The sequence below is a fragment of the Microbacterium sp. 71-36 genome, assembly GCF_001898305.1.
In the GTDB taxonomy this organism is placed as follows: Bacteria; Actinomycetota; Actinomycetes; order Actinomycetales; family Microbacteriaceae; genus Microbacterium.
Genome location: NZ_MKTP01000001.1, coordinates 1,345,600 through 1,362,956, shown reverse-complemented (window position 1 = coordinate 1,362,956; position 17,357 = coordinate 1,345,600). Strand labels below are relative to the sequence as shown.

Genomic DNA, 17,357 nt, shown 5'->3' with positions numbered 1-17,357 from the left:
CCGGAAGAAGATCGTGACCGACCCGCTGCGCCCGTCCGACCACGCCGACTCGGCACCCGCCGCGGACGAAGGCCGAGACGACATCACCTCGCCCCGTCTCGGACCCGTCGAGTGGCTGCGATGGGGATGGCGTCAGCTCACGAGCATGCGCACCGCGCTCGTGCTGCTGCTCCTCCTCGCGATCGCCGCCGTCCCGGGATCGCTCGTCCCGCAGCGCGGAGCCGACCCCAACGGCGTCACGCAGTACTTCACCGACAACCCCGACCTGGCTCCCGTGCTCGACAAGCTGAGCCTGTTCGACGTGTACTCCTCGCCCTGGTTCTCGGCGATCTACATCCTGCTGTTCGTCTCGCTGATCGGCTGCGTCCTGCCGCGCACCAAGCACCACTGGAAAGCCCTGCGGGCGCAGCCGCCGCGGACGCCCGCGCGCCTCACGCGCTTGGACGACCACCGCGACGTGACGGTGTCGGTCCCCGGGGGACAGGATGCCTCCGCGGTCGCGGCATCCGCCGTCGAGACCGCCGCCGCGCAGCTGCGCAAGAGCGGCTACCGCGTCGCCCGGTACGACGGACGCGGCGCGTTCTCGGTCTCGGCCGAGCGCGGATACCTGCGCGAGACCGGCAACCTCGTCTTCCACATCGCACTCGTCGGCGTGCTCATCGCCGTCGGCGTGGGCGGCGGCTTCACCTACACCGGACAGCGCGTCCTCGTGGAGGGGCAGGCGTTCACCAACAGCCTGCTCGACTACTCCTCGTTCAACCCCGGGCGTTTCGTGAACACCGACACGCTCGCGCCGTACTCGATGACGCTCGACCGCTTCGACGTCAGCTACGTCCCGCCCGGTCAGCCCGGCTCGGGGCAGGCGGGCGACTTCGCCGCGAACGTCACCACCCTCACCCCCGACGGGCAGCGCCAGGACGGGCAGGTGCGCGTCAACCATCCCCTCGACGTGCAGGGCGATCGCGTCTACCTGCTCGGCAACGGCTATGCGCCCACGGTCACCATCCGCAATGCCGAAGGCGTGGAGGTGTTCCACGACTCCGTCGCCTTCCTCCCGCAGGATGCCAACATGACCTCGCTCGGCGTCATCAAGGTCGCCGACGGCATGCCCGAGCAGCTGGGCCTCATCGGGTTCTTCTACCCGACGATGGACACGCTCACCTCGGGGGCGCTCACGTCCACCTACGGTGACCTCGAATACCCCGTGCTGACCCTGCGCGTCTACGCGGGCGACCTGGGGATCGACGACGGCACCCCGCGCTCGGTCTACACCCTCGACCCCACGGGTATGACCCAGATCGCCGGCGGCGACAGCGGCACCCCGGCCCTCCGCCTGATGCCCGGCGAGACGCAGGAGCTGCCGAACGGTCTCGGCACGATCACGTTCGAGAACGAAGCACCCGCCGGGACGACCGGATACGCGGGGTCGGTCAAGCGGTTCGCCTCCCTGTCGATCCACCGCGACCTCGCCGGCCCGTGGGTGCTCGGCTTCGCCACGCTCGCGACCCTCGGTCTGCTCGCCGCGCTGTTCGTGCCCCGTCGGCGCATGTGGGTGAAGGCGACGCCGCACGGCGACACCGTCCGCGTCGAGTACGCCGGACTCGCGCGAGGTGAGGACCCCACACTCGCCGCCGCGCTCGACCAGGTCGTCGAACGCCACCGCCCCACGCTGCCGGCCCCGACCGACCAGAGCCCTCCCTCCCGCCCGGCTTCCGACGACCAGAGCCGCCCCGACACCGGAAAAGTAGACTGACACCATGCCCGGAACCGATCCGCTCCTCCTCGACGAGATCTCCCTCCTCCTCGTGTGGACGGCCGTCGCGATCTACGTCCTGGCCTTCATCGCGTACGCGATCGACCTGGCCCGACGTTCGGACCTCGCGATCAAGGCCAAAGACGAGGTCGTCGCACGCGAACTCGTCACGGCCGGTGGGGGCGGCGTCATCGACGCATCGCCGCGGCCCGCGGCATCCGGAACCTCCTCCGCGACACCCCGCTACCTGTGGGCGCGCATGGGGACGGCCCTCGTCGCGCTGGGCTTCCTCTTCCACCTCGCCGGCGACGTGCTGCGCGGCGTCGCCGCGGGACGCGTGCCGTGGTCGAACATGTACGAGTTCGCGCTGACCGGCACGCTGCTGGTCGTCGCGGTGTACCTCGTCGTGTTGACGCGCTTCGACCTGCGCTTCCTCGGCGCGCTGATCACCGGCCTCGCCGTCGTGCTGCTCGGGGGTGCCACGCTCGCGTTCCACGTCGAGGTCGTGCCCCTGGCGGATCCGCTCAAGTCCGTGTGGCTCGTCATCCACGTCTTCGTCGCATCGCTGGCCACGGCGCTTTTCGCCCTCGCCTTCGGACTGTCGGTGATGCAGCTGCTGCAGACCCGTCGGGAGCGCAAGCTCGTCCTCGCGGCATCCTCGGACGCCCCCGCTCCGCGCCGCAACTTCCTGCAGACCCTGCCGAACGCCGACGCGCTGGAGTCGCTCGCCTACCGCTTCGCGATCGTCGGCTTCATCTTCTGGACCTTCACCCTCATCGCGGGGTCCATCTGGGCCAACGACGCGTGGGGCCGGTTCTGGGGCTTCGACACCAAGGAAGTCTGGACCTTCGTCATCTGGGTGCTCTACGCCGGGTACATCCACGCCCGCGCCACCCGCGGCTGGCGCGGCACCCGCTCGGCCTGGCTGTCGATCATCGGCTTCGCCGCCGTGCTGTTCAACTTCACGATCGTCAACGTCTTCTTCAAGGGCCTGCACGCCTACTCCGGCCTGACGACCTGACGCCGCGCGCGGACTCGGCAGGGGGTTGAGTGTCCAAGACACGCGGATGCTTTCCTGCGGCATCCGCGTGTTCTGGACACTGAGCCACAAGCCCTCGTTCTGGATCGCAGCCCATGGGGTGAGTGTCTACGACACGCGGATGTGCCGTCTGCGCGTCCGCGTGTTCTGGACACCGGATCGTCGGCGAACGCCGAGGAAGCGCGCGGGAACTCACGCGTCGGGGCGCCAACCCCGAGAGAGCAGCGCGACGCGAACGGGTGCGACGACGTCTCGTTCGGGGTTCCGCATGTGGTGGTCCAGCACTCGGACCAGGATCCACCCCGCGCTCGCGATGGCCGGCCACCGGTCGGCGTCCCGCCGGAACTGCTCCATCGAGGCGTGCTGACGCCCGTCGTACTCGACCGCGACCCGGTACCGGCGGTAGGCGAGGTCGAGGCGCGCGATGAAGCGGCCGCCGTGGATGAGGTCGCCGTTGAGTTCTGGTTCGGGAAACCCCGCCCGCTGCAGGACAAGACGCAGGTCGGTCTCGCGCGGAGACTCCGACCCGGGACGAGCGAGCCCGAGGGCCGCGTCGAGGTCGGCGGCGCCTCGTCGACGCAGCCGCTCGATGGCCGTTCGAAGGTCTTCCGCGTCCGCGTCGCCGCGTGTCAGGATCGCGTCGGCTGCGGTCACGAGCGCGCCGACCGGAACCATCCCGCCGAGCTGCGCCCAGGTCTCGGCGGCAGTGGGAACCGGGAGCCCCGAGCGGAGCGTGAGTCCCGCGGCATCCATCCGTATCCGGTGACCGATGACTCCGGACGTGCGCGGCTCCCTCGCGGGCGGGCTGGCCGAGACGTGGAGATCGCGCGTCGCGTGGAGCGGCAGCGGCAGCTCCCACACGGCGGCCGCCGTGGTGTGACTGAAGAACTGCGGACCTCGCAACCGAGGCGCGTACGCGCGGCATCTCTGGAGAAGGGTCGTGCACTCCTCATCGGCACGCACCCGGATGCCGTGGAAGGGTGCCGCGAGGTCTCTCGCGAACAGCCGGCCCGAGGTCACCCCCGCTCGCCGGGCGCTCGCGACGTCGAAGGCGACCCCGAGGTCGGAGGGAAGCGGTGAGCGGCGCACCGCCTCAGGGAACCCCATTCACGCGGCGCCGCGGGGGTATCGGTGACCGTTCAGAGGAGAACTGCGCCGATCTGGCCCTTGGGGAGGACATGTCTTCCGGCGCCCACCGGCTCCGCCTCCCCAAGTTCACTGTCCACGACACGCGGATGGAGTCGCCGCTCCTCCGCGTGTCTTGGACACTCGACCGGGGCAGCGGCCCGCCCGCTACGCGGGGAGGGCGGCGGCGCGGACCGACGCCGTGCGGCGACGAACCACGATGAGCGTCGTGACCACGAGCGCGAGCACGGCCCACACCGCCAGCGCCACGACCCCGGCCCCGACGCCGCCCGACGAGGCGAGGGCGCCCAGCATGGCGGAGTATGCCGGAGACGTCGGCAGCAGCGTGGCGAAGCCGGCGAGCACGGGCGGCACCGTCGAGACGATGTTGGCCGCGACCGCCAGCGCCCCCACGATCGCGGCGATCCAGCGGCCGGCCCCGCCGAACACCGCGACGAGCGCCTGGTTCACGGCGGCGAACGCGATCCCGGCGGCGATGCACACCAGCGCGAACAGCGCCCAGTCGCTCCAGTCGTACTGGGATGCCACCTGCACGACGCCGGCGACGAGCAGACCCTGCACGGCGCCGATGATCGCCGCCGGAGCGAAGCCGCGGAGGGCGACGAGCCCCGACGCGCGCCGACTGGTCAGCGCCCGCGCCGACACGGCCTGGAACACCACGAACGAGGCGAGACCGCCGAACCACAGCACCGCCATGGCCAGCAGCGGGACCGCCGCGATGCCGAACAGCGAGTCGCTCACCCCGGTGGCCGACACCGGGTCGGCGACGACGTTCGCGAGACTCGTGGCCTCGGCGTCGGTGTAGGTGGGCAGCTGGGCGACCGCGGTGTCGAGTCCGTCCGCGAGCGACGAGGTTCCGGATGCCACCTGCTGTACGCCGTCGGCGAGTTGTCCGGCGCCGTCCTCGGACTGGGACACCCCGGATGCCACCTGAGCGGCGCCCGAGCTGAGCGTCGCGGCGCCCGCCCCCAGCTGGCGCGTGCCGTCGGCGACCTGGCTCGCGCCGCTGCCGAGGCCGTCGATGCCGCCCGCGATCGTGTAGAGGCCGGTCGCGGCCTTCGTCGCGCCCCCGGCGAGGCCTCGGGCGCCGTCCGCGAGCTGCTGGTTCGCGTCGGCGATGGACCGGATGCCGTCGGGCAGCTTCGCGGCTTCCCCGGCGAGGTCGCCGATCTGCGTGACGGTGGCCGTCGCCTGCGGGAGTGCGGCATTGGCGTCGGCCGCCGCCTGGCGCAGGGCGTCGCACTGCGCGGGTGTCCCGGTGCAGTCGTCGGCGGCCGTCTGCAGGGCCGCGGCAGCTCGGGTGAGAGCGTCGTTCACCTGCGGAGCGGCCTTCGAGAGGTCGGTGGCCACCTGCGCGAACTCCGGCGGGATCTGATCGGCGATCTTGTTGACGTTGTCGGCGAGGGCCTGGTTGCCGTCGGCGATGCCGTTCGCGCCCTGTGCGAGGTCGCCGACGCCGGCGGCGGCCTCCCGCGTGCCTCCGGCCAGCGCGGTGGCGCCGCCCGCGACCTGCGACGCGCCTTCGGCGAGCGGAGTCGTGCCCGCGGCCAGCTGCTGCGCACCGGACGCGACCTGATCGGCGCCGTCCGAGAGCTGCCCCAGGCCGTCGGTGAGCGTGGTCGCGCCGGTCGCCGCCTGCCCCGCGCCGTCGGCGAGCTGGTGTGCGCCGCTGGCCGCGTCGCCGAGGTTCTTGCTGAGCGTCGTGAAGCCGAGGAACACGTTGGTCAGGTACTGCGACGACAGTTCGGTGCCGAACACGGACGACGCGGTGGATGCCAGCTGCGCGGTGATCGCGCCGTCGACCACGCGCGCGTCGGGTGCCGTCTGCACGCCGATCGTCGCGCGTTCGGGGGTTTCGCCGGGACGGGTGGACAACGCCGCCGACGTGAAGTTCTCGGGGATCGTGACGACGGCGGTGTAGGTGCCGTCCTTGAGGCCCGCCGCGGCATCCTCGTCGTTGGAGATGACCCAGTCGATGTTGCTCGGCTGATCGTCCGCGCCCTTGACGAGGCCGCCGGTGAGCTGGCGGCCGAGGGGGACGAGCTGACCGTTCAGTTCGACGGCCTTGTCGTCGTTGACGATCGCGGCGGTGATGTTGTCGAGACGGTCGGTCGGGTTGTAGAGCGCTCCGACCAGGATGCCGCCGATGACGGCCGGCAGGAGGAGCACGCCGATGAGGGTCAGCCAGGTCACGGGGCGGCGCGAGCGGGAGCGCTCGACGGGGACGGTCATGCGAACACCTCGGAGAGATCGGTGGAGGACTCGGGGGCCGGGCGGTGCCGGTGGGGGGCGGGCAGCGCCAGCGAGGTCACGTCGGGGCGGTGGGCGTCGGCGAGGAGGGCGAGCGCGCGGCGTTCGTCCCGGGCCGACACCACGAGGGTGAACGCCGATCCGGCGTCGCCGTCGCGCTCGCGCGCCGCGACGGCGGCGCGCCGCAGCTCTTCGGCGACGTCGGCGCGCGCGTCGGCGTCGAGCCGGTCGACGTCGCAGAGCACGGCGAGACGCGTGGGGCCTGCGAGAGCCCGGGCGACCTCGTCGGCCGCGGTGTCGGGATCGTCCAGGAGCGCCAGTCCCACGCGGGATCGGACGGCACCGGCCCGCTCGGGGAGCAGGAGGCCGTCGACGCGGAGGCGCCCCTCGACCGCGGAGAGTCGACCGGCCAGGGCCAGCAGCAGGGGGCGGGTGACCCGCGTCTCACCGGTCACGAGCAGCGTTCCGCCGTAGCCGACCCGCAGCCGCACATCGGCGAACGCCGGATCCTCGTCGTCCGAGGGCGTGGCGGCACGCAGGTCGTCGGCGGCCACGGCGATGGCGGGCTCCGTCGGCCAGTCGCGCAGGCCGATCTCGCGTTCGACGGCTTCCCCCTCGACGTCGAGCTTGGGCAGCAGACGGTCGAGCCATCGTGGCATCCACCACGCCTTGTCTCCGAGGAGCGCCAGGATCGCGGGGACCAGGGTCATGCGCACGAGGAACGCGTCGACGGCGACACCGACGGCGAGACCCAGGGCGATGGGCTTGAGGCTCGAGTCGCCTTCCGGCACGAAGGCGACGAAGACCGAGAACATGATGACCGCGGCGGCCACGACCACACGGGCCGAGCCCATGAAGCCGCTGCGCACGGCCCCGAGCGCGACCTCGCGGGGCGTGCGCCCCTGGCGGTCGGCGTGCACGTAGTCCTCGCGCATGCGCGACACGAGGAACACCTGATAGTCCATCGCGAGGCCGAACAGCACGCCCATGAGCACGATCGGCATGAAGCTGATGATCGGTCCGACCTTCGCCACGTGGAGCGCGTCGGCGAACCACCCCCACTCGAACACGGCGGCGACGACGCCGAAGGAGGCGGCCACCGACAGCAGATACCCGCCCGCGGCGGTGAGCGGCACCCAGATCGAGCGGAACACGATCATCAGGAGGATCAGCGACAGCCCGACGACGAACAGACCGAACGGCAGCAGGGCGGCGCCGAGCTGGTCGGAGATGTCGATGGTGACGGCGGTGTACCCGGTGACGAGCAGACGGACGCCGAACTGGTCGTACAGGCGGTCTTCGGCGGCACGGAGCTCGCGCACGAGGTCGGCGGTGCGGGGGTCTTCGGGACCCGTCTCCGGCACGATCTGCACGATCCCGGTGTCGGCGGTCTCGTTCGGGGTCGCGAGCGCGACCTCCGCGACGCCGGGGATCTTGGCGACCTCGTCACCGATGTCGGTCATGAGGGTCAGCGGATCGTTGGAGGTGACGATCGTGCCGGTCATGATGAGCGGGCCGTTGGCTCCGGGGCCGAAGTACTCGTCGGTCAGCTCGTAGGCGGTGCGCGCCTCGTTGCCGGGGGGCAGCTGGCCCGCGGTGGGGAGGGTGAGGGCGAGGCTCCCGGCGGGGATGGCGGTGACGCCGAGCAGGCCGATCACGGCGACGGAGGTGATCACGGGATGCCGGGTGACCAGGCCCACCCACCGCTTGGCGGGGCCGCTGCGTTCGGTGCGGGCTTTGCGGGCGGCCACCTTCTCGGTGCGTGCGGCCTCCGCCGCAGCGGCGGCGTCGGCGCCCTCCGGCGTCGCCATCGCGCGGCGTCGACGTGCGGACGTCCGCTTGCGGCCGAAGCCCCAGCCCACCACGCGGCCCTTCGCGAATCCGAGGAGAGCGGGGGTGAGGGTCAGCCCGATGCACACCGCGATGGCGACGGCGACGGACGCGGCGACCCCCATGGTGGTCAGGAACGGGATGCCGGCGAAGCCGAGGCCGATCAGGGCGATGAGAACCGTGATGCCGGCGAACACGACCGCGGAGCCGGCCGTGCCGGTGGCGCGGGCGGCGGACTCCTCGGGGTCCATGCCGCCGCGCACCTGATCTTGATGTCGGGACACGATGAACAGGGCGTAGTCGATGCCCACGGCGAGTCCCAGCATGACCGCCAGCAGCGGGGTCGTCGTCGACACCGTCGCGAAACCGGTGGCGATGAAGATGAGGGCGACCGAGAGCGCCACCCCGAGGAGCGCGGTGGCCAGCGGCATCCCGGCCACGAGGAACGAGCGGAACGTCAGCATGAGGACGATCGCCGCGATCACCACGCCGAGCGCTTCGGTGATGCTCGCCCCGGGGATCTCGGTGGCGAAGAGCTGACCGCCGAGCACCGCCTGCGACCCGGCGGGGAGGGCGGCGCCGAGCGCGGTGGTGTCCTCCCGGAGTGCGTCCTCGGTGGCGGTGGGCACTTCGGTGGCCTCGCCCGAGAACTGGATGCGGATGATGGCCGCCCTGTCGTCGTCGGAGACGCCGCCCGAGATGCGTTCGTCGAAGGGGTCGGTCACCGCCTCGACGAAGTCGAGCTTGCCGATGTCGGTGACGGTGGTCTGGATGGTGTCCTGGTAGTCCTGGTCGCGCACGGTCGCGCCGTCGGCGGCGACCACGACGATGTCGGCGCTGGCCCCGCTGACCTGCGGGAAGGTGCGCCCGAGCATCTCGAGCCCGGCCTGGGACTCGGTGCCGGGGATCGCGAAGGTGTTGTCGGTGCCCTTCGCGAAGAGCGCGACCCCGCCTCCGGCGAGCACGAGGATGAGGATCCACGCCGAGAGGACGCGCCACGGGTGGCGGAACGACCAACGGCCCAGGGTGTACAGGAAAGTGGACACGGTGGCTGCTCCCGAGGTCGGCGGTGGGTCGATACAGCACCGTATCGGATACAACAATGTATCGTAGTTGTCCGGGGGAGGCGCCAACCTGAGTCTCGCCCGTGAAGCCAGAGGAGCGCCGCATGACCGACACGGCACCGGCGCCGTCACGACGACGCGAGAACACCCGCACCCGACTGATGGATGCCGCGGCCCAGCTGTTCGCGGAGGAGGGCATCGACGCGACGTCGGTGGAGGCCGTCTGCGAGCGCGCCGGGTTCACCCGCGGCGCGTTCTACTCGAACTTCGCCTCGAAGGAGGAGCTGTTCCTCGCGCTGTGCGAGCGTTCCGCGAACACGACGCTCGCGGCGCTGCGCGAGCGCATCGCCTCTCTCGAGGCCCACGACCTCGACGCGCACACGGAACTGCACAATCTCGTTCAGCAGGTGCTGGAGATCGCGGCGCAGGACCGGCTCGACGTGCTGCTCAACGCGGAGATCCGCACGCAGGCCCTCCGCAACGCGGACTTCGCGGTGGCGTATCGCGCGCTGGACCGGGGGCTGTCCGAGAGCGTCACGCACCTGGTCAGCGACATCGCCGCAGCGCGGGGACTGCGTCTCCGGATCCCCCCCGAGGCGGCCACCGAACTCCTGCTGTCGATGTGGGTGTCGGCGACCGAGCATGCGCTCATCGCCGGCCGCGACCCGCGTGCGGCTCAGCCCGAGCTGGCCGCGCGGCTCTCGCACATCCTGACGCTCATCCTCGAGTGAGGTCGCCCTCCAGCAACCGGTAGCACCGGGTCAGGCGCTGAAGCCACCAGTCGCACCGGTCTTCGGCGGCCTCCACGCGGTCGAGCGACGCCGTGGTCGGCGACACCCGCGTCGGCGTGAGTGCGCCGTCGCGGGGGCGCAGGGGTGCGGGGACGACGTCCGCGGTGAACAGTGCCGCGGTGCCGAGGCCGCAGTCGAACTCCAGCTCCGGCAGAGCGGACGCGAGGGCGAGACCCATCGACAGCCCCACCGACGTGTCGAGGGCGCTGGACACCACCGCCGGGAGTCCCGCTTCCGCGACGATCGCCAGGGCGGCGCGCACGCCCCCGAGCGGTTGCGCCTTGATCACGAGCAGGTCGGCCGCTCCCGCGCGCGCGACGCGGAGCGGGTCGCTCGCCTTGCGGACGCTCTCGTCCGCGGCGACGGGGATGTCGAGGTAGCCGATGCGCTCCCGGAGCTCGGCGAGCTCCTCGACCTCGGCGCAGGGCTGCTCGATGTACTCGAGGTCGAACTCGGCGAGGGCGTGGACGGCGCGCTCGGCCTCGTCGACGTTCCATCCGCCGTTGGCGTCGATGCGCACGCGCCCCTCGGGCCCCATCGCCCCACGCACCGCGCGCACCCTCGCCACGTCGTCGGCGAGCACCTGCCCCGACTCGGCGACCTTCACCTTGGCCGTCCGGCATCCGTCGTAGCGGGCGAGCACGCCCTCGACCTCGGATGCGGGCACCGCGGGGACGGTCGCGTTGACCGCGACGCTCGAGCGCACGGGGGCGGGGGTGGGATGCCAGCCGAACTCGAGCGCGGCAGCGAGCCACGTCGCGGCCTCGGCGTCGCCGTACTCGGTGAACGGCGAGAACTCCGTCCATCCCTCGGGCCCCTCGAACACGACCGCCTCGCGCGTCCGGATGCCGCGGAACCGGGTGGCGAGGGGGAGGGCGACGACGCGGGCCGTGGCGAGGACGTCGGTGAGGGGCGGCAGGGGACTCATCCCCCCATCCTGGCCTCGGTGTCGGACGCCGGGAATAGGCTGGCCGCATGCTCTTCGACACCCCGGTGCGTCTCGGCGTCCAGATCCAGCCGCAGCACGTGCAGTACTCCGACATCCGCGACGCCGTCTTCCGTCTGGAAGAGATGGGCGTCGACGTCCTGTTCAACTGGGACCACTTCTTCCCCCTCTACGGCGACCCCGACGGCGAGCACTTCGAGTCGTGGACGATGCTCGCCGCCTGGGCCGAACAGACCGAGCGCGTCGAGTTCGGCGCTCTGGTCAACTGCAACAGCTACCGAGGCGCCGACCTGCAGGCGGACATGGCCCGGACGATCGACCACATCAGCAAGAAGGGCGGCGACACCGGGCGCTTCATCTTCGGCACCGGCTCGGGCTGGTTCCAGCGCGATTACGACGAGTACGGCTACGAATTCGGAACGGCCGGTTCGCGACTGAACGCGCTCGCGAGCGACCTCGACCGCATCGTCGACCGCTGGGGCAAGCTCAACCCCGCGCCCACCCGCAAGATCCCGGTGATGATCGGCGGCAAGGGCGAGCAGAAGACGCTGCGCATCGTCGCCCGTCACGCCGACATCTGGCACAGCTTCGTCACGCCCGACGAGCTGCCGCACAAGTTCGAGGTCATCGAGCGCTGGGCCGAGACCGAGGGGCGCGACCTCTCGGGCCTCATCGTCTCGAACGAGCTGAAGGACCGCGACGAGACCGTCGCCGACGCGCTGTACGACGCCGGCACCCGCCTGTTCACGCTCGGATTCTCGGGTCCGGACTGGGACTACTCGATCATCGAGCGGTGGCTCGCCTGGCGAAACAGCAAGAACGCCTGAGTCCCGTGAACGTCTCCGACATCTTCGATCCGGCCGAGTGGACCCTCGCTCCCGGCGCCGAGGACTACACCGACATCACCGCCCACGTCACCCATGACGGCCGAGTGGCCCGCATCGCGTTCGATCGGCCGGAGGTGCGCAACGCGTTCCGCCCCCACACCGTCGACGAGCTGTACCGCGCGCTCGACATCGCCCGGCAGGACCACCGCATCGGCGTGGTGCTGCTCACCGGCAACGGGCCGAGCCCGAAGGACGGCGGTTGGGCGTTCTGCTCGGGCGGCGACCAACGCATCCGGGGACGCGACGGGTACAAGTACTCCGACGACGAGACGGCGGTCGCCGACCACGGCCGGGCGGGGCGCCTGCACATCCTCGAGGTGCAGCGCCTGATCCGGTTCATGCCGAAGGTCGTCATCGCGGTGGTGCCCGGGTGGGCGGCCGGCGGCGGGCATTCGCTCAACGTCGTGTGCGATCTCTCGATCGCGAGCGCCGAGCACGGCCGTTTCAAGCAGACGGATGCCGACGTGGGCTCGTTCGACGCCGGTTACGGGTCGGCCTACTTCGCACGGCAGATCGGGCAGAAGTTCGCGCGCGAGGTCTTCTTCCTCGCCGAGGAGTACTCGGCCCAGCGCGCGTACGAGATGGGTGCGGTCAACCGCGTCGTCCCGCACGCCGAGCTCGAGCGCGAGGCGCTGGCCATGGCGCGGACGATCCTGACGAAATCGCCGACGGCGATCCGCATGCTGAAGTTCGCGTTCAACGCGGTCGACGACGGACTCGTCGGTCAGCAGCTGTTCGCGGGCGAGGCGACGCGTCTCGCGTACGGCACCGACGAGGCGGCCGAGGGGCGCGATTCGTTCCTCCAGAAGCGCGACCCCGACTGGTCGGGCGTCCCGTGGCACTACTGATCCCCGGATGCACCCCCTCGGGCGACGCCCCGGTGCGGTCGTGAAGCTGGAGGCGGTGGCATCCGACGATCCCCGCGATGTGCTGCGCGCGCTGCGGCACGCCGTCCTGGGGGCGGGACCCGCGGTCGCCCTGGGCGGTGACGGGCTGCCGGACGAGGTACCGGCCGGGACGGGCGTGGTGATCACGACGTCGGGGTCGACGGGGGTGCCGAAGTCGGTGGCGCTCGGCCGCAACGCGTTGATCGCGAGCGCCTTCGCCACCTCGGCACGGATCGGGGAGGGGGCGTGGCTGCTCGCCGTGCCCGCGACGTACGTCGCCGGGGCGCAGGTGCTCGTCCGCGCGCTGGTGAACGGCCGGGAACCGGCGATCCTCGCGGGACCCTTCCGCCCCGAACCCTTCGCGGCGGCGGCCCTCGGGATGGCGTCGCACGAGAACGGCGAGCGGATTCCCACGTACACGTCCCTCGTTCCCGCACAGCTGCAACGTCTGCTCGACGCCGCAGACGACGACCCCGAGGTGCGGCGGGCGCTGCGTTCGTTCGAGCGCATCCTCATCGGCGGGCAGTCGCTTCCCGTGTCCCTGCGGGAACGCGCGGCGGCCGTCGGCGCGCGGATCGTCCGCACGTACGGCTCGACCGAGACCAGCGGCGGCTGCGTGTACGACGGGGTCCCGCTCGACGGCGTGACGCTCTCGATCGTCGACGGCGAAGTGCGTATCTCGGGCCCGACCCTCGCCGACGGCTACCTCGGTGATCCGGGTCGCACGGCCGAGGTCTTCCCCACGGATGCTTCCGGCACCCGGTGGTACCGCACCGGTGACGGCGGCGAGCTCGCCGACGGGGTGCTGCGGATCACCGGGCGCCTCGACAACGTCATCGTCTCGGGGGGCGTGAACGTCTCGCTCGACCGGGTCGAGGCGGCGGTGCGCGGCATCCCGGGTCTGGAGTCCGCGGTCGTGATCCCCACGGACGATCCGCGCTGGGGGCAGGGCTCCGTCGTCGTGGCGGCCGCCCTGGGGCTCGACGAGCGGGAGACGCTCGAGCGCGTCCGCGCGGAGGTCGCCGCGGCGATCGGTCCGGTCGCGCGGCCCGCCCGCGTCGTCCTCGTCGACCGACTGCCGCTGCTGGCATCCGGGAAGCCCGACCGCGCCGCCCTGCGGCAGCGGTTCGGCTCCGCGAAGAATTAGGCTTTCCCTCCGTGGCAGCACAGTCTCGCAAGCGCTCGCGTCCGGCCCCGAAGCGGCGTCCCGGCGGCAACCCCCAGAAGGCGCACCGACCGGCTCCGCGCGCGGCGACCCGGGCGACCGCGCGCGATTGGATCGGAGCGGCCCGCCTCCGGACGCTGCCGCTCGCGATCACCCCGGTGCTCATCGGGACCGGCGCCGCGACGCTGGTGGACGATCGGTTCCACTGGGTCATCGCCCTCGCGTGCCTCGCGGTCGCCTTCGCGCTGCAGATCGGCGTCAACTACGCCAACGACTACAGCGACGGCATCCGGGGGACCGACGACGTCCGCGTCGGTCCCGGGCGACTGACCGGCGGCCGGAAGGCGAAGCCGCGCACCGTGCTCATCGTGGCGCTGGCGTTCTTCGCGCTCGCCGCGGTCATCGGCCTCGCGCTCGTGATCCGCACCGGGCAGTGGTGGCTCATCGTGGTGGGTGCGGCGTGCATCGTCGCCGCGTGGTTCTACACCGGGGGGAAGCGCCCCTACGGCTACAACGCGCTGGGCGAGGTGTTCGTCTTCGTGTTCTTCGGCCTCGTCGCCACCCTCGGCACGACGTGGCTGCAGGTGCAGGCGCTGCCGCAGGAGGCGTGGTTCGGCGCCGTGGCCGCGGGTCTCCTCGCGTGCGCGGTGCTCCTCGCCAACAACCTCCGCGACATCGACCAGGACCGGCTCGCGCGCAAGCGCACGCTGTCGGTGCTCATCGGCCGCCGGGCGACGCAGGTGCTGTTCACCGTGTTCGTGCTGGTGCCGTTCGGCATCGCGGTGTTCCTCGCGCCGGTGTACCCGATCGCCTGGCTGACGCTCATCGCGCTGCTCGGGGCTCTGTCGGCGATCCTCATCGTCTGGACCTACCGGGCGCCGCGCGAACTCATCGTGGCGTTGCAGGTGACGAGCTTCACGTCCGTCGCGTACGGCGCGGTGCTGTTCTGGGCGTTTCTCGCCTGAGTTCAGCGCTCGCCGTCGGGCCGTTCGTCGCGCGCGGCGTCGACGACCGCGTCCTCGACGTCGGCGTCGCGTTCCGCGGCGGTGCGGCGGTCGGCCGCGCGACGCGTCGTCCGTCGCTCGGCCAGATCGCCCGTGACCCGGTCGAGCGGGCGACGCAGGAACAGCAGAGACAGGCTCAGCCCGATCAGGGCCGCGAACACCGCGGCCAGCCACGGCAGCTCCTGGAAGACGGGGAACAGCAGCAGGATGCCGAGCGGCACCACGAAAGCGAGGAGACGCAGCACCGTGTAGACCAGGGCGGAACGGGCACGCATGCCTCCACTCTACGACCGCGTCGGGGTGACCCGGTGCCCGGCCGCTGCCCAGGCAGCGCCGGTAGAATCACTGCATGGCACGCCTGCTGCTGATCCTGGCGCTCGTGGCGACCGCGTTCTGGGTCTACACGATCGTCGATTGCGCCGTTCAACCGGCGACCCGCCACCGCGGGGTCAGCAAACCCGCGTGGATGGTCATCGTGATCCTGTTGCCCGTGCTGGGCGGCATCCTCTGGTTCGTGATCGGTCGTGGCCGGGCCGGCGGCCCGGTGCTGCGCCGGGCTCCGGACGACGACCCCGAGTTCCTCGGCGGTCTCTCGGCTCGCGCCCGCGCCGATCAGGACGAGCGCATCCGCCGCCTCGAGGAGGAGCTCGCGCAGCTCGACTCCGAGGGGGACGACCCGCGCGACGCGCGGCCGGCGCCCCAGCCGGACACGGACGAGCCCGGCGGCAAACCGGGCGACGACGACACCCGCGGTCAGCGCGGCGCCGTCGGCTGACCGTGGCACCGGCGGAAGGGGGCGCTTCGGCGCCGGCGACGGACGCGGCTGCGGCGCTGCTGGCCGGACTGGTGTCCCGGGGCGTGCGGCACCTCGTCGTGAGCCCCGGGTCGAGGTCGCAGGCGTTGGCCCTCGTGGCGGCAGAGCTGGAGCGCACCGGACTCGTGCGACTGCACGTGCGCATCGACGAACGCGTCGCCGGGTTCACGGCCCTGGGCATCGGGCGCGAGACCGGGATGCCCGCGGCCGTGATCTGCACTTCGGGCACGGCGGTCGCGAACCTGCTGCCCGCGGCACTCGAAGCGCACCACTCCGGCGTCCCTCTCCTGCTCCTCACCGGTGACCGTCCCCCGGAGCTCCGGGGCGTCGGTGCGAACCAGACGACGCGGCAGCCCGGGCTCTTCCACTCGGCGACCCGATTCGAGGCCGATCTCTCCGTTCCCGAGACCGTCGACCCGGATGCCACCGACCCCCAGACCGCCGCGTTCGACGCGGTCGCGGCGACGGCGCTCGCCGCGGCGCTCGGGGAGGGCGCGCGTCCGGCCGGCCCCGTGCACCTCAACGTCCCGCTGCGGGAGCCTCTCGCGGGCGCCGTGCCCGCGTGGCTCACGGATCGTGCGACCCGACGCGCCCCGTCCGGTGATCCCGGCGACGTCGAGGCATCCGGGGCCCTGTACCAGGGCGGTGGGGGGATCGGAGTCGCGGACGTGGCCCCCGAGCCCGAGGCTGCCCTGGTGCTCGAACCGGGGCCGCGGACGATCGTGGTGGCCGGCGCGGATGCCGGTGCCGCCGCCGAGGAGCTCGCCCACCGCGGCGGATTCCCGCTCGTCGCCGAGATCGTCAGCGGCGCGCGGTTCGGCCGCCACGTCGTGCACGCGTATCGCGCTCTCCTGCGCGACCCCGGCCTCGGTGGTCGCGTCGAACGGGTCGTCGTGTTCGGGCATCCGACCCTGAGCCGTGAGATCACGCGTCTGCTCGGCCGCGAGGACGTCGAGGTGATCGCGGTACGGGGTCCGGGCGAGCCCATCAACCTCAACGGCGCGACCCGGGCGGCGGACGCCGTGGATGCCGACGGCCCCGGGGACCGCGCGTGGCTCGGGGAGTGGATGCGCGCGTCGCGTGCCGCCGCGGTCGACCTGAGCCCGCCCGCTCCGGACGCCGACGGGCTGGCATCCGCTGTTCCGCAGGAGCGTCTCGGCGCGATCAACGCCGAGGTCGCGGTCATCCGCGCCCCCGTCGACCGTGCCGCTCTCGTCGATGCCCTGTGGCGCGCGACCTGGCCCCACGACCGGCTCGTGTTCGGCTCGTCGCGTCTCGTGCGCGTCGCCGACGAACTGCTCGGGGGCAAGAAGGTGGCCGTGCACGCGAACCGTGGACTCGCCGGCATCGACGGCACCATCGCGACCGCGACCGGTGTGGCGCTCGCCAGCCAGGACGCCGAACGCCCGGGCGTCACGCGGGTGCTGCTCGGCGACCTCGCGTTCCTGCACGACGTGGGGGCGCTCCTCCTCCCTCCGGGGGAGCACGAACCGCGCCTCCAGGTGATCGTCGGCAACGACGGCGGCGGCACGATCTTCGACGGCCTCGAGGTCGCCGGTGTCGCCGGCGCCGACGCGATGGAGCGCGTGCAGTACACGCCCCAGGACGTCCGGCTCGAGCAGCTCGCCCTCGCGTACGGCTGGGAGTACCGCCGTGTGACGACCCGCGTCGCCCTCGATCAGGCGCTCACCTCGCCCGCGGGCGGTCGCCAGCTGATCGAGGTTCCGCTCGAGCGCTGAGCGGAGTCCGTCAACCTCTTGGCGCGCGCCGCGCGCGCACGG

The 17,357-nt window shown here is 72.1% G+C and carries 14 protein-coding genes; 9 read left to right on the top strand and 5 right to left on the bottom strand.

The window, feature by feature from the left end; all coding sequences use genetic code 11:
• Positions 1-13: 13 nt before the first annotated feature.
• The gene (locus BGO45_RS06630) at positions 14-1,753 is read left to right on the top strand and encodes a cytochrome c biogenesis protein ResB (protein ID WP_292691987.1); all 1,740 of its coding nucleotides are present in this window, start codon (positions 14-16) and stop codon (positions 1,751-1,753) included.
• Positions 1,754-1,757: 4 nt separating this feature from the next.
• On the top strand, positions 1,758-2,774 hold the full coding sequence (gene ccsB, locus BGO45_RS06625; protein WP_292691985.1) for a c-type cytochrome biogenesis protein CcsB: 1,017 nt from the start codon (positions 1,758-1,760) through the stop codon (positions 2,772-2,774).
• A gap of 210 nt (positions 2,775-2,984) precedes the next feature.
• On the opposite strand, the gene BGO45_RS06620 is transcribed toward ccsB, so the two are convergent.
• From BGO45_RS06620 to BGO45_RS06610, 3 genes are all read right to left on the bottom strand, one after another.
• Positions 2,985-3,881, bottom strand: a complete 897-nt coding sequence (locus BGO45_RS06620; protein ID WP_292691983.1) for an endonuclease domain-containing protein — start codon at positions 3,879-3,881, stop codon at positions 2,985-2,987.
• Positions 3,882-4,085: 204 nt separating this feature from the next.
• Entirely contained in the window at positions 4,086-6,170 is a 2,085-nt protein-coding gene (locus BGO45_RS06615; protein WP_292691981.1) for a YhgE/Pip domain-containing protein, read from the bottom strand.
• Positions 6,167-9,064 (bottom strand): MMPL family transporter, encoded by a 2,898-nt coding sequence (locus BGO45_RS06610; RefSeq protein WP_292691979.1) that lies wholly within the window; start codon positions 9,062-9,064, stop codon positions 6,167-6,169. Before BGO45_RS06610 ends, BGO45_RS06615 begins: the two co-directional genes overlap by 4 nt.
• A gap of 122 nt (positions 9,065-9,186) precedes the next feature.
• On the opposite strand from BGO45_RS06610, the gene BGO45_RS06605 reads away from it, so the two are divergent.
• The gene (locus BGO45_RS06605; RefSeq protein ID WP_292691977.1) at positions 9,187-9,813 is read left to right on the top strand and encodes a TetR/AcrR family transcriptional regulator; all 627 of its coding nucleotides are present in this window, start codon (positions 9,187-9,189) and stop codon (positions 9,811-9,813) included.
• Here the strand turns inward: BGO45_RS06605 and BGO45_RS06600 are convergent.
• Positions 9,800-10,801 (bottom strand): o-succinylbenzoate synthase, encoded by a 1,002-nt coding sequence (locus BGO45_RS06600; RefSeq protein ID WP_292691975.1) that lies wholly within the window; start codon positions 10,799-10,801, stop codon positions 9,800-9,802. The genes BGO45_RS06605 and BGO45_RS06600 overlap by 14 nt on opposite strands.
• Positions 10,802-10,848: 47 nt before the next feature.
• Between BGO45_RS06600 and BGO45_RS06595 the strand changes: the two genes are divergently transcribed.
• Genes BGO45_RS06595 through BGO45_RS06580 form a run of 4 tightly spaced genes read left to right on the top strand, consistent with a single transcriptional unit; the run spans position 10,849 to position 14,723 of the window.
• Positions 10,849-11,646: an LLM class F420-dependent oxidoreductase gene (locus tag BGO45_RS06595; RefSeq protein ID WP_292691973.1), complete on the top strand. Its 798-nt coding sequence runs from the start codon at positions 10,849-10,851 to the stop codon at positions 11,644-11,646.
• A 5-nt stretch (positions 11,647-11,651) separates the two neighbouring features.
• Entirely contained in the window at positions 11,652-12,554 is a 903-nt protein-coding gene (locus BGO45_RS06590; protein WP_292691971.1) for a 1,4-dihydroxy-2-naphthoyl-CoA synthase, read from the top strand.
• Positions 12,555-12,594: 40 nt separating this feature from the next.
• On the top strand, positions 12,595-13,740 hold the full coding sequence (locus BGO45_RS06585; RefSeq protein WP_292692908.1) for an AMP-binding protein: 1,146 nt from the start codon (positions 12,595-12,597) through the stop codon (positions 13,738-13,740).
• 11 nt (positions 13,741-13,751) lie between these two features.
• Positions 13,752-14,723, top strand: a complete 972-nt coding sequence (locus tag BGO45_RS06580) for a 1,4-dihydroxy-2-naphthoate polyprenyltransferase (protein ID WP_292691969.1) — start codon at positions 13,752-13,754, stop codon at positions 14,721-14,723.
• A gap of 2 nt (positions 14,724-14,725) precedes the next feature.
• On the opposite strand, the gene BGO45_RS06575 is transcribed toward BGO45_RS06580, so the two are convergent.
• Positions 14,726-15,037: a DUF4229 domain-containing protein gene (locus BGO45_RS06575; protein ID WP_292691967.1), complete on the bottom strand. Its 312-nt coding sequence runs from the start codon at positions 15,035-15,037 to the stop codon at positions 14,726-14,728.
• A gap of 74 nt (positions 15,038-15,111) precedes the next feature.
• Here BGO45_RS06575 and BGO45_RS06570 point away from each other — a divergent pair, with 74 nt between their 5' ends.
• Both BGO45_RS06570 and menD read left to right on the top strand, forming a co-directional pair.
• Positions 15,112-15,537: a PLD nuclease N-terminal domain-containing protein gene (locus BGO45_RS06570; RefSeq protein ID WP_076495293.1), complete on the top strand. Its 426-nt coding sequence runs from the start codon at positions 15,112-15,114 to the stop codon at positions 15,535-15,537.
• Positions 15,534-17,315, top strand: coding sequence for a 2-succinyl-5-enolpyruvyl-6-hydroxy-3-cyclohexene-1-carboxylic-acid synthase (menD, locus tag BGO45_RS06565; RefSeq protein ID WP_292692905.1), 1,782 nt, complete (start codon positions 15,534-15,536; stop codon positions 17,313-17,315). The genes BGO45_RS06570 and menD overlap by 4 nt, the downstream gene beginning before the upstream one ends.
• Positions 17,316-17,357 lie beyond the last annotated feature (42 nt).